Source organism: Bradyrhizobium sp. ARR65 (assembly GCF_000472385.1).
GTDB lineage: Bacteria > Pseudomonadota > Alphaproteobacteria > Rhizobiales > Xanthobacteraceae > Bradyrhizobium.
On sequence record NZ_AWZU01000047.1, the window covers coordinates 49,838 to 63,707 of the forward strand.

Consider the following 13,870-nt stretch of genomic DNA (forward strand, 5'->3'; position numbering starts at 1 on the left):
AGCGCAAGCCCTGCGGTGTTGGCGACAAATCCACCGGGGAACCCCCGGTTTGCAGTTTTTGGTTCATGCGCTGAAGGCTCACGTTGCCTGCGGGACGAGACTGGGGCAAAGCTTTCGCCGCGTAGTCAAGGCAGGGGATGGAATGTTGCTGGTGACCGGCGGCGCCGGTTTTATCGGATCAAATGTCGTAGCAGCACTCAACGACGCCGGCCGCACGGATGTCGCGGTTTGCGATCTGCTCGGCCATGACGGGAAATGGCGCAATCTGGCCAAGCGCCAGCTCGCCTATTTCGTGCCGCCCTCCGAGCTCGACGCGTGGCTGAAGGGTCGGCGGCTCGATGCGGTGATCCATCTCGGCGCGATTTCGGAGACCACCGCCGTCGACGGTGATCTCGTGATCCAGACCAATTTCAATCTCTCGATGCGGCTCTTGGACTGCTGCACCGCGAGCGCGACGCCGTTCATCTATGCCTCCTCCGCCGCGACCTATGGCGACGGCGCGCAAGGCTTTCGCGACGACCCCTCGCTCGCCGCGCTGAAGCGGCTGCGTCCGATGAACCTCTATGGCTGGAGCAAGCATCTGTTCGACATGGCGGTCGTGGCGCGCGCGGAGAAAGGCGAGAAGCTGCCGCCGCAATGGGTCGGCTTGAAATTCTTCAACGTCTTCGGCCCCAACGAATATCACAAGGGGGCGATGGCAAGCGTGCTGGCGCGCCGTTTTGACGACATCAAGGCCGGCCGGCCCGTGCAGCTGTTCAAATCGCATCGCGACGGGATCGCTGACGGCGACCAGCGGCGCGATTTCATCTATGTCGATGACGTGGTGCGGGTGGTGATGTGGCTGCTCGCCACGCCTTCCGTTTCCGGCCTATTCAACGTCGGTACCGGGCGTGCGCGCAGCTTCAAGGATCTGATGCTGTCGGCCTACGCCGCGCTCGGGCTTGAGCCCAATATCCACTATATCGACATGCCCGAGCAGATCCGCGGCAGTTACCAGTACTTCACGCAGAGCGAGGTCGATCGGCTGCGTGCGACCGGCTATAACGGCGGCTTCACCGCGCTGGAAGAGGCGGTTGGCCTTTACGTGAAGGGCTATCTCGATGCCGCCGACCGTTTCCGCTGAAACTAAGACATGACGGAGCCCGATGTTCGACTTTGACGCCTTGTCGCATGCGATCGCGCGCCAGACGGTGCTCTGCATCGGCGACCTCATGCTCGACGAATTCGTCTATGGCGAGGTATCGCGCATCTCGCCGGAAGCGCCGGCGCCCGTGATCGCCGTCCAGCGCAGCGAAACCAATATCGGGGGCGCCGGCAATGTCGCGCGCAACATCGCGAGCCTTGGCGCGTCTTGCATTTTCGTCGGCCTGATCGGCGAGGATGAGACGGGGACGCAACTGAAGGCAGCGCTTGACCGGGAGGAGCGCATCGAAAGCGTCTTGATCGCTGATCCGGCGCGGCCGACCACGCGCAAGGCGCGCTTCGTCTCCGAGCATTTTTCCACCCATATGCTGCGTGCCGACTGGGAACTGGCGGCGCCCGCCGCCGCCGCAACCGAGCAGAAACTGATCGATGCGGTGCTGCCGCTCGTTGCGCGCGCCGATATCGTTCTGCTCTCGGACTATGCCAAGGGCGTTCTCACCGCGCGCGTGATCCGCAACGTCATCGATGCGGCGCGGAACTTGGGTAAACGTGTGATCGTCGATCCCAAGAGCACAAATTTCGCGATCTACCGCGGCGCGACGCTGCTCACGCCCAATCGCAAGGAATTTGCGGAAGCCACCCGCAGCCGGGCGGATAGCGCGGAAAGCATCGCTCTGGCCGCAAGGGACGTGATGCAGCTTGCCGATTGCGAAGCGATCCTGGTGACGCAGAGCGAGCACGGCATGACCTTGGTGCCGCGCCAGGGCGAGACCATCCATGTGCCGGCGCATCCGGTCAGGGTTCGTGACGTCTCCGGCGCCGGCGATACGGTGGCTGCGGTGCTTGCGGCCGTGCTGGCGACGGGGGCGGATTGGGAGACCGCCTTGCGGATGGCCAATGCCGCCGCGGCCGTCGCGGTCAGCAAGCAGGGGACAGCGAGCGTGACCGCCACTGAGTTGCGGCGGAAGATCCTGCCGCACGCCTTTCTGGCGGCGGAGGAGAAGCTTATCGCCTCGGAGGCCGAGCTCGCTGCGCAGCTTAAGGAATGGCGCAAACAGGGCTTGCGGATCGGCTTTACCAATGGCTGTTTCGATGTACTGCATCCCGGCCATGTCAGGGTGCTAACGGAAGCGCGGGCCGCCTGTGACCGGCTGATCGTGGGCCTCAACAGCGACGCATCGGTACGCCGCCTGAAGGGTGATGGACGCCCGCTGCAGAGTGAGCAGGCCCGTGCGGAAGTGCTGGCGGCGCTCGAGGCCGTTGATCTCGTTGCGATCTTTAGCGAGGACACGCCACTTCGGCTGATCAGTCAGATCAAGCCCAACGTGCTCGTGAAGGGGGGCGACTATACCCGCGAGCAGGTGGTCGGGCACGAGATCGTCGAAGCGGCTGGCGGAACGGTAATGCTGGTCGATATCGTGCCAGGTTTTTCCACCACCTCGCTCGTCAATCGCGCGAAGGGAGAGCTGGCGTGACGGTGATTGCCGAACATCCGAAAATGTCTCTGCAGGCGAGGCTGCGCGATCCGGCAGCCTGGATCAGGACGGTCGACATCCTCGTGATCCTGCTGGCGCTGTCGTTGCCATGGTCGACGTCGCTGGTTGGAATTTTCGGCGTTGTAATTGTCATTGCGATGTTGCCGTTCTTCGACGCCGGCGCGTTCGTGCGGACGGTGCAGCGGCCGATCAGCTGGGTCCCGATCACCCTGTTCCTGCTGGCGCTGCTGGGAACGTTGTGGTCGGACGCCGCTTGGGGGGCGCGGCTTTACGCCGTCGGCCCGACGGCAAAACTCCTCGTGCTTCCCTTCCTGCTCTATCATTTCGAGCGCTCAGAGCGCGGTTTGTGGGTTTTCATCGCCTTCCTGGTGTCCTGCACCGTCATGGTGATGGCGTCCTGGACCGTCGCGGTGTTTCCCGACCTGACGCTCAAGGCCAAGGACGTCGCCTCGCGCGGAATTTTCGTGAAGAACTATATCGACCAGAGCCAGGAGTTCGCGCTTTGCGCGGTGGCCCTGGCCTATCCAGTCGTTATGTTGTTGCGCGCGAAGAAGACCGTGCCGGCGCTGCTGCTCTGCGTTCTCGCATTGAGCTTCATCGCGAACATGGCCTTTGTCATTGTCTCGCGCACGGCGCTGGTGACGATCCCAATCATGGTTGCTGTATTTGGCGTCCTGCACTTACGCTGGCGCACCACGCTGATGATCCTGTGTGCGGCGGCCGCGGCCGCTGTCCTCGCCTGGTTTGCCTCGCCGCAACTGAAGGCAACCATCGACAGCTTCAGGCGCGACTACCAGCTCTACATGGAGCAAGGCACGCCCACTTCGATGGGCGAACGCCTCGAATACTATCGCAAGTCGCTGAAGTTCTTTGCTGAGGCACCGGTCATGGGCCACGGCACGGGCTCGACGCGTGGGCTTTTCGAGGCGGCCGCGACCGGACCTGCGGGCCTTGCGGCCGCGCAAGTCGTCAGTAATCCACATAATCAAACCTTATACGTCGCGGTGCAATGGGGCGTGATCGGCATCGTCGTCCTCTACGCGATGTGGCTGTTGCACCTGCTTCTGTTCCGCGGCGAGGGCGTGGCGAACTGGATCGGGCTTCTCGTGGTGGTGCAGAACATCTTCACCTCACTGTTCAACTCTCATATCTTCGATTTCCACGAAGGATGGATGTACGTGGTGGGTGTTGGCGTCGCCGGCGGCATGGTGTTGAAGGCGCGCGCGCCTGAAAAGGCCGGTACAAGCAGTGTTTCGTGAAGCCCGCGCGGCTTTCCAGCGCGCACGGGATGGGCTATCAGCAGCACGGGAGCGCCGTCGCAGAGCTCTTCGCTTTCCCGCCACTGGTCCGTGAATGACGCGTCTGTCGCATCTCACCTTGCGCAATCTCTGGATCGCCCTCCATGATGTGGGGGCAAGCGCGCTCGCGCTCTTTGCCGCGTTTTATCTGCGCTTCGAGGGCGGCGAGTTGTTTTTCGAGCGCCTGCCGCTGCTGCTGCGCATCCTGCCGTATTTTTTGGCACTCGGCGTCGTCGTTTGTTACCTCTTCAACCTGACGACCACGAAGTGGCGCTTCATCTCGCTGCCGGATGCGCTCAACATCCTGCGCGTCGCCACGGTACTGGCCATCGCTCTGTTGGTGATGGACTACGTCCTGGTCGCGCCCAACATGCATGGCACCTTCTTCCTCGGCAAGGTGACCATCATCCTCTATTGGTTCCTCGAGGTCTCATTCCTGAGCGCGTTGCGCTTTGCCTACCGCTACTTCCGCTACACGCGGGTGCGCCATCACGCCATGACCGAGGACGCTTCACCGACGCTGCTGGTCGGCCGCGCGGCCGATGCGGAAATCGTCCTGCGCGGCATCGAAAGCGGCGCAATCAAACGGATCTGGCCGATCGGCATTCTCTCCCCCTCGATTGCCGATCGCGGCCAGTTGATCCGCAACGTGCCGGTGCTCGGCGGCATGGATGATATCGAGGAGGTCGTGGCCGACTTCGCCCGGCGCAACAAACCGATTGCACGCGCGGTCATGATGCCCTCGGCCCTAGAGGCCGAAGCCCGCCCCGAGACCTTCCTGATGCGCGCCAAGCGGCTGCGGCTGATTGTGAGCCGTCTGCCCTCGCTGGAGAGCGGGGACGCGCCGCGGCTCGCGCCGGTGGCGGTCGAGGACCTGTTGTTGCGGCCGAGCTCGGCCATCGACTATGCCCGGCTCGAGGCGCTGGTGAAGGGAAAGGCGGTGATCGTCACCGGCGGCGGCGGTTCGATCGGTTCGGAAATCTGTCACCGCGTCGTGACGTTCGGGGCGTCGCGCCTGCTGGTGCTGGAAAACTCCGAGCCTGCGCTTTACGGCATTACCGAGGCGCTTGCCGCACAGCAGACCGAGGCGGTCGTGGACGGGCGGATTGCGGACATTCGCGATCGCGAGCGCGTGCGCCAGTTGATGATCGAGTTCAAGCCGGACCTGGTGTTCCATGCGGCGGCGTTGAAACACGTACCGATCCTCGAGCGCGACTGGAGCGAGGGCGTCAAGACCAACATTTTCGGGTCAATCAACGTTGCGGATGCTGCGCTCGCCGCGGGCGCCGAAGCGATGGTGATGATCTCGACCGATAAGGCGATCGAGCCGGTCTCGATGCTAGGGCTGACCAAACGCTTTGCCGAGATGTATTGCCAGGCGCTGGATCACGATCTTGCGCAGAGCGCAGGTTCGCACCGGATGCGGCTGATCTCGGTGCGCTTCGGCAATGTGCTGGCCTCCAACGGCTCGGTGGTGCCGAAATTCAAGGCGCAGATCGAGGCGGGCGGGCCGGTGACCGTGACGCATCCCGAAATGGTCAGGTATTTCATGACCATTCGCGAGGCCTGCGATCTCGTGATCACGGCGGCCACGCACGCGCTGGCGGCACAGCGGTCGACGGTCTCGGTCTATGTGCTCAACATGGGCCAACCGGTGAAGATCGTCGATCTGGCCGAGCGGATGATCCGCTTGTCCGGCCTGCAGCCGGGCCACGACATCGAGATCGTTTTCACCGGAATGCGTCCCGGCGAGCGGCTGAACGAGATCCTGTTTGCGAGCGAAGAGCCGCCGGTCGATATCGGCGTTGCCGGCATTATGGCCGCGAAACCCAACGAGCCGCCGATGCAGGCGCTCAAGAAATGGATCGCTGCACTCGAGCAGGCCATCGAGCGGCACGATCCTGCCACCATCAAAACCGTGCTGAAGGACGCCGTGCCGGAATTCGGCTCAAACGCCGCGTGATATTTGCCTGGCCGCGCAAACGGCAGGGCCATCGCACATGATTTGCGTCGGCTATTGCATTGGAATGCAAGACGGGGTCTGAAGGCGACTCCCGGATCATGGAGAAGTGGATGCAGAAATTGAAGTAAGGCCTTTCGGCAGTCGTCGAATGTCACGAGCAGGCAATATGACGACCTTTTGTAAGTGCTGTTCACCGCGGTCGCCTCGCGCTGCACCCGCTAAGACGATTCCTTCTTACTCCACCTCCTGTCTTCCAGAAGACGATCCAAACAGCTAGCCAATGAATCCTTCAAAGGCGGCAAGCTGACGTCGAACACAGATTGCAGCCTTTTCGTCGATAGTTGGGAATTGGCCGGTCTGGGTGCCGAAGTCGGGTATTCCGACGTTGAGATCGGCTCCACAGCACAGAAGGGAGCGCCCCGTTTAGCCGCCTGTTTGAATATCTCGCAGGCGAACTCGTACCAAGTGACCGCCTCAGGGCCGGCTGCGTGAGTAACGCCTGCGTACTCAGGTCGCCATGTCATCAGCTTTCTCGCAATACCAATAATCGCGCTTGCAATATCGAGTGCATAGGTCGGGCATCCCGTTTGATCATTGACGATCGCAATGGGCTCGCCGTGGCCGGCAGCTCCCAATATGGTGCGGACAAAGTTGTTTCCGAACGGCGCATATACCCATGATGTTCTTAGGATAACGTGACGCGGATTTGCGCTCGCAACGGCGATTTCGCCCTCGAGCTTTGATCTTCCATACGTTCCTAAGGGACGGGTTGGATCAGTTTCTACGTAAGCACCCCGCTTCGTTCCGTCGAAGACGTAGTCTGTCGACACCTGAATGACCGGTGCGCCGCAATCGCTTGCGGCGCGAGCGACGAGCTTGGCTCCGTCACGATTGACCCTGAATGCATACTCAGCCTCCTGTTCGGCCTTATCGATGGCGGTGTACGCTGCAGAGTTTATCACGACGTCCGGCCGAAACGTCGCAACCGCCGCCAGAACTGAATCCGGCTTTACCAGGTCGACGTCCGGGCGGGAGCCGAAACCCATCACGACATCCGGATGAGCGGCCGCGACTTGGCGCAGCGACCGCGCGACCTGCCCTTTAGCGCCTATGACGTAGAGCCGCATGATGTCATACTCTAAACAGTCCGGGACGCTCGGGCTAGAGACCCCGTGAGGCCGAGACGGGAATGATCCGGGCTTGTGAGAAGCGATAAAGCAGAAGTGCAACGGCGATTGAGCCCACCAGAAGCATGAAAACTTCCACCGTTGTTGAGTTCAGCCGGACCGAGGCGAGCGCTAGAGCCGCAAGCACGACGTTGAGCGCGAACACCTCCGCGACCACGCGCGAGACCGTAAAGCCGTTGTCGGTCGCGCGCTGGTAGAAATGCGTGCGATGCGCCGCCCAGAACGGCTCGCGTCGCGCCATGCGCCTTAGCAGCGTTAGCGTGGCGTCAGCGAGGTAATACAGCGGCAGCAGCAGTGCTGCCGCGACATGCTGATGCCACGCAAGCTGCAGCAGGCACCAGCCGAGCAAAAGCCCGATCGGCAGGCTGCCGACATCCCCTAAGAAAACCTTGGCCACGGGACGGTTGAAGGGCGCAAAGCCGAGCATGGCGCCGCCGAGCGTTGCGGCGATGATGGTGGCAAGCAGAGGGGCATCGCCAAGCCACCCCAACAACACGAGGGCGCCGGTGGTAGGGACGAGCTCGGCCACCGTCATCAGGTCCAGCCCGTCCATGAAGTTGACGAGATTGACGAACCAAAGCCCGGCCAGGAGCAGCAGCGCGCGTTCGAGGCCGAAGGGGATCACCGGGACAATCCGCAGCTCCGAAGGTGCCCCGAATACGATTGCCGCGACCGCGGCCGCCTGCAGCAGAAAGCGCGGCAGCACAGGAATTGTTCTGATGTCATCGACGAATCCCACCAGCGCGATGAACACGGCGGCGCCGAACAGCACGAAAGGAATGGGCTGGCCGATCGCGACCACATAGCCGCAAGCGACGAGAATGGTCGCCGCGATCACGGCGATGCCAGCCCCTTGCGGCGTCGGCATCACATGGGAGGAGCGTGCATTGGGGCGGGCAAGTGCGTAGCGCTGTAACAGCGGCCGCAGCAGCACGATCAATCCGGCGCAGATCAGGGCCGAAGCAAGCGCGGCAAGCAGGAGCAACGGACGAGGATGATCGAGGCTGGTCATGACGGCGATCGCAACAACCTCTCAAGAGCCAGGCCGACGCAGCGCAATCTGTTCCAGGCTGTGCCGGTTGCGCGTGCGCTGGTGTGCCAGAAGCCTCTCCATGAGATCGCGATACGCGCCCAAAGAGGCGTTCGCGGTATAGCGGCTGGCGACCTCTGCGGCGCGGCGCCCCTTTTTCGTGGTCTGTGCCGCATCGGATGCAGCCAGTAGAATAGCATCCGCCAGCGCCCTGGGATTTTCGGGCGGGGTCACCCAGCCGATGTCTTCCTCCTCCAGCAGCAGCGCGGCCTCGGCATCCCTCTCCGAACAGACGATGACTGGACGCCCGACCGCGAAGATGTTGTAGATGCGGCTCGGCACCGACACGCCGGTATTGTTCTTGCGATAAGGTACGACCCAGACGTCGCCGGCGGCAAGAAAGTCCTCCAACTCGGAGTCCGGGACCCGTTCGACCAAACTTACGTTGGGGCAGGGCGAGGCCGCGTGCATCTCCTTGATCCTGCTCCAGCCCACGCCATGCCCGGATAACAGGAAGCGAATGTCCTTACGATCCTGTAGCAGACGTGCGGCTTCAAGCACCGTGAGCGGATCATGGGTGTACCCGGCATTGCCCGACATCGCGACGATGAATTGCCCGCCGGCGCGCTGGCGGAACGGATTGTTGTCGCTGACCTCGCGATAGCCGGCCGCCATGCTGGCCCAGTTCGGAATCAGGCTGAGTTTTGCGGCGCTCACCTTGGGATAGGCGAGCAGTTTCGGTGCCATGTCGCGGCCGATGATGATGATGCCATCAAGCCGCGCGAACATAAGCCTGTTGAGCGCCCGCAAGCTCCGCGTGAGTAGCGAGCTTGCTCGGAGCATGCCAGCCATGACAAGCGAATCCGGATAAAGATCGTGCATGATTAGAACCGCGGCGCTCTTGCGCAGGCGCGTGGCAAGGGCGACCGCATAGGGCAGGGTGAAAGGCGCGGTGACGGTGAGCAGCACGTCCTCGCTCCGCGCATGCCTCAGCACGGCAAGCAAGGCCTGAATCGAGAACAGCATGTCGGCAAAGGAGCGCGAGACGAGCGCGCCCTTGCCGGGCCACCAGCTCTTGATCTCGATGATTTCGGGCTTGCGGGGCTCAAGCGGAACTTGGCTGGCCGAACCAGGCGCACCCGAGATCACGATGACCTTGCTATCTTTTGCGAGCTCTTCGGCGATCTCGGTCATATAGCGCGAAGTCGTGCTAGGGAACGGCACGTAATATTGGCTCACCATCACGATCTTGCCGCAAGGCGAACAAGATCCAGCTGCGGACGAGCTCGGCTTCAGCGATGCACGCCCGAGCTTCCTGTAAACCTGGATGATAGACTTGACGATGGGCGACGCCAAACGCGTATCCTCAAACAGCTCAACTTTCAACGACGATAGGTGACGTCTGCAACTCTTGTGGGGGTTCGAACAGAGAACGGCCGACGTCTTCTCGTGGAGAGGTCATGGGCTGCCGCCACCTTGAACGTGCAAGTGTGCAATCTCGATCGGGGCTGTGGATCTTGCCGCTTTTTCGGCACTAAAGATCCAGACCAATCCGCCGAGCGCACCCACGAAGAAAGAGACCGCCCCGAACAGGATCGAGACTACCGTGCCGTCGGTTTGCGCCAGCCCTGCATAGCCGAACGCCACCGTCATCGTCGCCTCGCGTACGCCCCAGCCAGCGATCGAGATTGGCAGCATGGTGATGAGCATGATCGGCGGTATCAGCATGAACAACTGCTCGAAATTGGCAGGTGCTGCTATCGAGCGCACGCAGCACCATGCGATCGCGACCGCCAGCACATGAATGGATAGCGAGAGCACCGCGAGTTTTGGTCCGCTGCGTCGGCTGAAAATGACCTGATTAGCGATGACCGAGCAGGCGTGAATGTGCCTGGTCGGCCACCACCTCTTGAGCCAGACCCAAGGCAGACGCCCGAGCAGCAAAAAGCCCAAGCCGCCGAGTAGGGCCGCAAAATCGACGAAGACGAGCGCGAGCCGACCTTTTGCGTCGCTAATCAGGCCGTAGCTCCAGGGCAGGCTGGCCACAATGATGAGCGCGAGTGCAATGAGTCCCACCGCGCGATCGGTCAATATCGAATAGGTTGCCGCGCGCCATCCGGCGCCATTGCGGCTGACCAGCCAAAGCCGCACCGCGTCGCCTCCGATCGAGGAGGGTAGCGTTTGGTTGAAGAAGGAGCCGATCATGTTGTAGCGAAACGCCTGCATGTCGGTCAGCGGCGCATGACAGAGGTCGGAGATCTCGCGCCAGCGCAGTGCACCAAGGAAGATCTGGAAGATGGTGACCAGCACCGCAAAGCCGATCCACAAAAGGTTGATCTGGCTTAGGCGGGCTTGGATGCTTGTGAAATTGATGCCGCGAAGCGCGAGATAGAGTAGCGCTAGCGACACCAGGACTCTGGTCGTAAAGATCAAAAATCCACGCATTTCCGGGCCGGTTCGCTCACGTTTCAACGGAGCCAAGGCAAGATGCGCTCCTGCCATGGTATCGCCTCGAAGACCTTGTGGAAGTAACCCAAACGGTCGGGCCTTCCACGCCTGCGGTCCCCATCGTAGGCTGGCTAAACAGTCAGCGAAATGGCGTCAATGGTGTCTCGAAAGCCTGGAACATTATTTTATGTCACACGGCCGGAAGATTGCCGTCATTGGATTGGGTTACGTGGGCCTGCCGGTCGCAGCCGCATTTGCCCGTGGCGGCAGCCCGGTTGTGGGATTTGACATCGATACCAGGCGGGTCAAGGAGCTGCAGGCGGGGAGGGACCGCACACTCGAGGTCGATCCGTCCGATTTGAAATTCGCCTCACTCGAATTTACCGCGGATGCTGCCTGGCTTCGATCTGCCGATTTTTTCATCGTGACGGTTCCAACTCCGATTGACGGGGCGCGAAGGCCCGATCTGACAGCCTTGCTCGGGGCATCGCGCTTGGTCGGCGCGGCGCTGAAGCAAGGGGACGTTGTGGTCTATGAATCAACAGTCTATCCCGGCGCGGTTGAAGAGGAATGCGTACCTATTTTGGAGCAGGTATCCGGTCTGAAGGCGGGCTCAGGCTTCGGTGTTGGCTATTCGCCCGAGCGAATCAATCCCGGGGACAAAAAGCATCGGTTTGACACCATCACCAAGGTTGTCTCGGCACAGAACCCACAAACACTTGATATCATCACCAACGTTTATGGGTCGGTGGTCAGCGCGGGCATTCACCGCGCACCTTCAATCAAGGTTGCGGAAGCGGCCAAGGTAATCGAAAACACTCAGCGCGATCTCAACATCGCTTTTATGAATGAGCTGTCGCTGATTTTCCAGGCACTCGATATCGACACCGGCGATGTGCTCGCGGCAGCCAGCACCAAATGGAACTTCTTGCCTTTTCAGCCTGGTCTCGTGGGCGGACACTGCATCGGGGTCGATCCTTACTATCTGACTTATCGTGCTGAGAAAGCCGGCCATCATCCAGAAGTGATTCTTGCAGGCCGCCGCATTAATGACGACATGGGGCGCCGGATTGCGCGCGAATGTATTCGCGGTCTGTTGCGGCGGAAGGGTGGGAGCGGGTTGGTAACGATCCTCGGCATGACCTTCAAAGAGAACGTGCCGGACATCCGCAACTCCCGCGTCATCGACATCGTGCGCGAACTGCAGTCGTTCGGCGTCAACGTTCAGATCGCCGATCCTTTGGCCGATCCGCACACCGTCGAGGAGAAGTACGGGGTTCCACTGCGCGATATCGATGAGCTGGAACGGTCTGATGCCGTTATCCTGGCGGTCCCGCACGACGCTTACGTCGAGGAAGGCTGGCGGATGGTGCAGCGATTACTGCGCGATGGTGCGGGCCTCGTTTTCGATGTAAAGATGAAGCTCGATCGCAGCTCCAAGCCATCGGGCGTCGAGCTGTGGCGGCTTTGAGTACCAGAGCAGAGATGTCACAGCGAGCAATCCTCCTCACTGGAGCGGCCGGTTTCATCGGATTTCACGTCGCACGACGGCTGTTGGCCTGCGGAAACGAGGTGGTCGGCATCGACAGCATCAACAACTATTATGATCCGAAACTGAAGGAGGCGCGGATCGATCTGCTCAAGCGTGACCCGAAATTCAGCTTCGTGAAGCTTGATCTCGCGGACCGCGCGGCGACGGAATCGTTGTTCGCGCAACACGGCTTTGCCGAAGTTGTGCATCTGGCCGCGCAAGCAGGCGTTCGCTACTCGCTGCAGCACCCGCACGCCTATATCGATGCCAACATTCAGGGCTTTCTGAACGTGCTGGAAGGCTGCCGCCACAATGGCTGCAAGCATCTGTTGTTTGCGTCCTCGTCCTCCGTCTACGGCGCCAACAGTAGATTGCCATTCTCGGTGCACGACAACGTTGATCACCCCGTGAGCCTTTACGCGGCATCGAAGAAGGCGAACGAGCTGATGGCGCACGCCTATAGCCATCTTTACGGGCTCCCTACGACGGGGTTGCGCTTCTTTACCGTCTATGGGCCGTGGGGCCGGCCGGACATGGCGATGTTCATATTTGCCAGGGCAATCCTCGCCGGGGAGCCGATCAAACTGTTCAACCATGGGAAGATGCGCCGCGACTTCACCTATATCGACGACGTCGCAGAAGCCGTTGTGCGCCTGATCGGGCACCCGCCGCAGGGCGAGTCGGCCTGGGACGGCAGCCAGCCTGATCCCGCGACGAGCAAGGCGCCGTGGAAGATTTTCAACATCGGCAATAGCCATCCCGAGGAGCTGACTTATATCGTCTCGCTCCTGGAGAAGGAATTTGGTAAAACGGCCAAGAAGGACCTGCTCCCCATGCAACCGGGCGATGTGGAGGCAACCTATGCCGACATTTCAGCGCTCGAACGCGAGATCGGTTTCAAACCCGGAACCAGAATCGAAGACGGCATTGCGCATTTTGCGAAATGGTATCGTGAATTTCACAGGATATAACGGCAAAGCCTTGGTAGTGCCGATACTTTTACAAGTCGTTGCGGTGTTCCTGACGATCTAGCCTATGGCCATCGACATCTACTTATCTAAGCTTTTGGGAGACTGTTCTTGCACTTTGCTTCCTGCTTGCGCCTTTCCAACCTCTCGGTGATTGAGATCCACAAAAAGGCGAGGGCCAAAACGGGCATCAGACAAACGGCCGAAACTATGTAGCCGGCCGACCTAAGTTGATCCATTGACTTTCTCTGATGAAGGCAGAGTCCTTGCTCCGATCCTCGACAATTAAAAACGGGGCCATCCATCGGGTTGTCGAACGATAGGCGCGTGTGCTGAGTAGGACCGTAAACCACCGCCCATATTTCGGATGTTCGGGTGGCGGAAACTAGGGACATGCATTAGAGAACCGTTCAACTTTACTTTATCTCCGTTCAAGTCGAGCCGACCGGGACTTCAGCTCGGGATGAGCCGAGGGGGACGACGATCAGCCGTTAGCGGCGCTTAGATCCCACCTTCAGCGCAGCGGGTTGATCGGCGATTGTCCGACCGCTGAGTCGAGCGGGGTTAGGCACGTGTCGGACACTGAGCTTTTGCACAAATCTAAGCCCGAGCCGGTGCGCCGGCTGGAGGTTTTCACCGGNACNGGNCGNCGGCGCGCCTGGACGGCGGAGCAGAAAGCGGAGATTGTCGCGGAGAGCTACCTTGATGGCGAGAGAGTCACCGCGGTTGCACACCGGCACGGGCTGACACCGCAGCAATTGTTCGGTTGGCGGCGGCAAGCCCGCCAGCATGCGCTAAGAGAGGCG

The 13,870-nt window shown here is 61.0% G+C and carries 11 protein-coding genes; 7 read left to right on the forward strand and 4 right to left on the reverse strand.

The features are described 5' to 3' along the window. The first annotated feature begins 142 nt into the window (after nt 1–142). The 4 genes from rfaD to F758_RS0134390 all read left to right on the forward strand — a co-directional run bounded on the left by rfaD (nt 143) and on the right by F758_RS0134390 (nt 5,900). Nucleotides 143–1,123 (forward strand): ADP-glyceromanno-heptose 6-epimerase, encoded by a 981-nt coding sequence (gene rfaD, locus F758_RS0134375; protein WP_024512112.1) that lies wholly within the window; start codon nt 143–145, stop codon nt 1,121–1,123. 22 nt (nt 1,124–1,145) lie between these two features. Further along, entirely contained in the window at nt 1,146–2,618 is a 1,473-nt protein-coding gene (rfaE1, locus tag F758_RS0134380; protein WP_024512113.1) for a D-glycero-beta-D-manno-heptose-7-phosphate kinase, read from the forward strand. Next, entirely contained in the window at nt 2,615–3,898 is a 1,284-nt protein-coding gene (locus tag F758_RS0134385; protein WP_024512114.1) for an O-antigen ligase family protein, read from the forward strand. Before rfaE1 ends, F758_RS0134385 begins: the two co-directional genes overlap by 4 nt. A 94-nt stretch (nt 3,899–3,992) precedes the next feature. Then, the gene (locus F758_RS0134390; protein WP_024512115.1) at nt 3,993–5,900 is read left to right on the forward strand and encodes an SDR family NAD(P)-dependent oxidoreductase; all 1,908 of its coding nucleotides are present in this window, start codon (nt 3,993–3,995) and stop codon (nt 5,898–5,900) included. 218 nt (nt 5,901–6,118) lie between these two features. Here F758_RS0134390 and rfbD read toward each other — a convergent pair whose 3' ends face one another. From rfbD to F758_RS0134410, 4 genes are all read right to left on the reverse strand, one after another. Then, on the reverse strand, nt 6,119–7,027 hold the full coding sequence (gene rfbD, locus F758_RS0134395) for a dTDP-4-dehydrorhamnose reductase (protein WP_024512116.1): 909 nt from the start codon (nt 7,025–7,027) through the stop codon (nt 6,119–6,121). A gap of 34 nt (nt 7,028–7,061) precedes the next feature. Further along, a complete protein-coding gene (locus tag F758_RS0134400) occupies nt 7,062–8,099 on the reverse strand; it encodes an MraY family glycosyltransferase (protein WP_024512117.1) in 1,038 nt (345 codons plus the stop codon). Between the two features lie 21 nt (nt 8,100–8,120). After that, the gene (locus F758_RS0134405; protein WP_157450299.1) at nt 8,121–9,473 is read right to left on the reverse strand and encodes a glycosyltransferase family 4 protein; all 1,353 of its coding nucleotides are present in this window, start codon (nt 9,471–9,473) and stop codon (nt 8,121–8,123) included. A gap of 102 nt (nt 9,474–9,575) precedes the next feature. Continuing rightward, nucleotides 9,576–10,562, reverse strand: coding sequence for a lysylphosphatidylglycerol synthase transmembrane domain-containing protein (locus F758_RS0134410; protein WP_024512119.1), 987 nt, complete (start codon nt 10,560–10,562; stop codon nt 9,576–9,578). 190 nt (nt 10,563–10,752) lie between these two features. Between F758_RS0134410 and F758_RS0134415 the strand changes: the two genes are divergently transcribed. The 3 genes from F758_RS0134415 to F758_RS48520 all read left to right on the forward strand — a co-directional run. Continuing rightward, nucleotides 10,753–12,036: a nucleotide sugar dehydrogenase gene (locus tag F758_RS0134415; RefSeq protein ID WP_024512120.1), complete on the forward strand. Its 1,284-nt coding sequence runs from the start codon at nt 10,753–10,755 to the stop codon at nt 12,034–12,036. A gap of 14 nt (nt 12,037–12,050) precedes the next feature. Further along, entirely contained in the window at nt 12,051–13,067 is a 1,017-nt protein-coding gene (locus F758_RS0134420) for an NAD-dependent epimerase (RefSeq protein ID WP_024512121.1), read from the forward strand. Nucleotides 13,068–13,678: 611 nt separating this feature from the next. After that, nucleotides 13,679–13,870 (forward strand): transposase (locus F758_RS48520; RefSeq protein ID WP_502689201.1); only part of this gene is annotated, 192 nt, incomplete at its 3' end.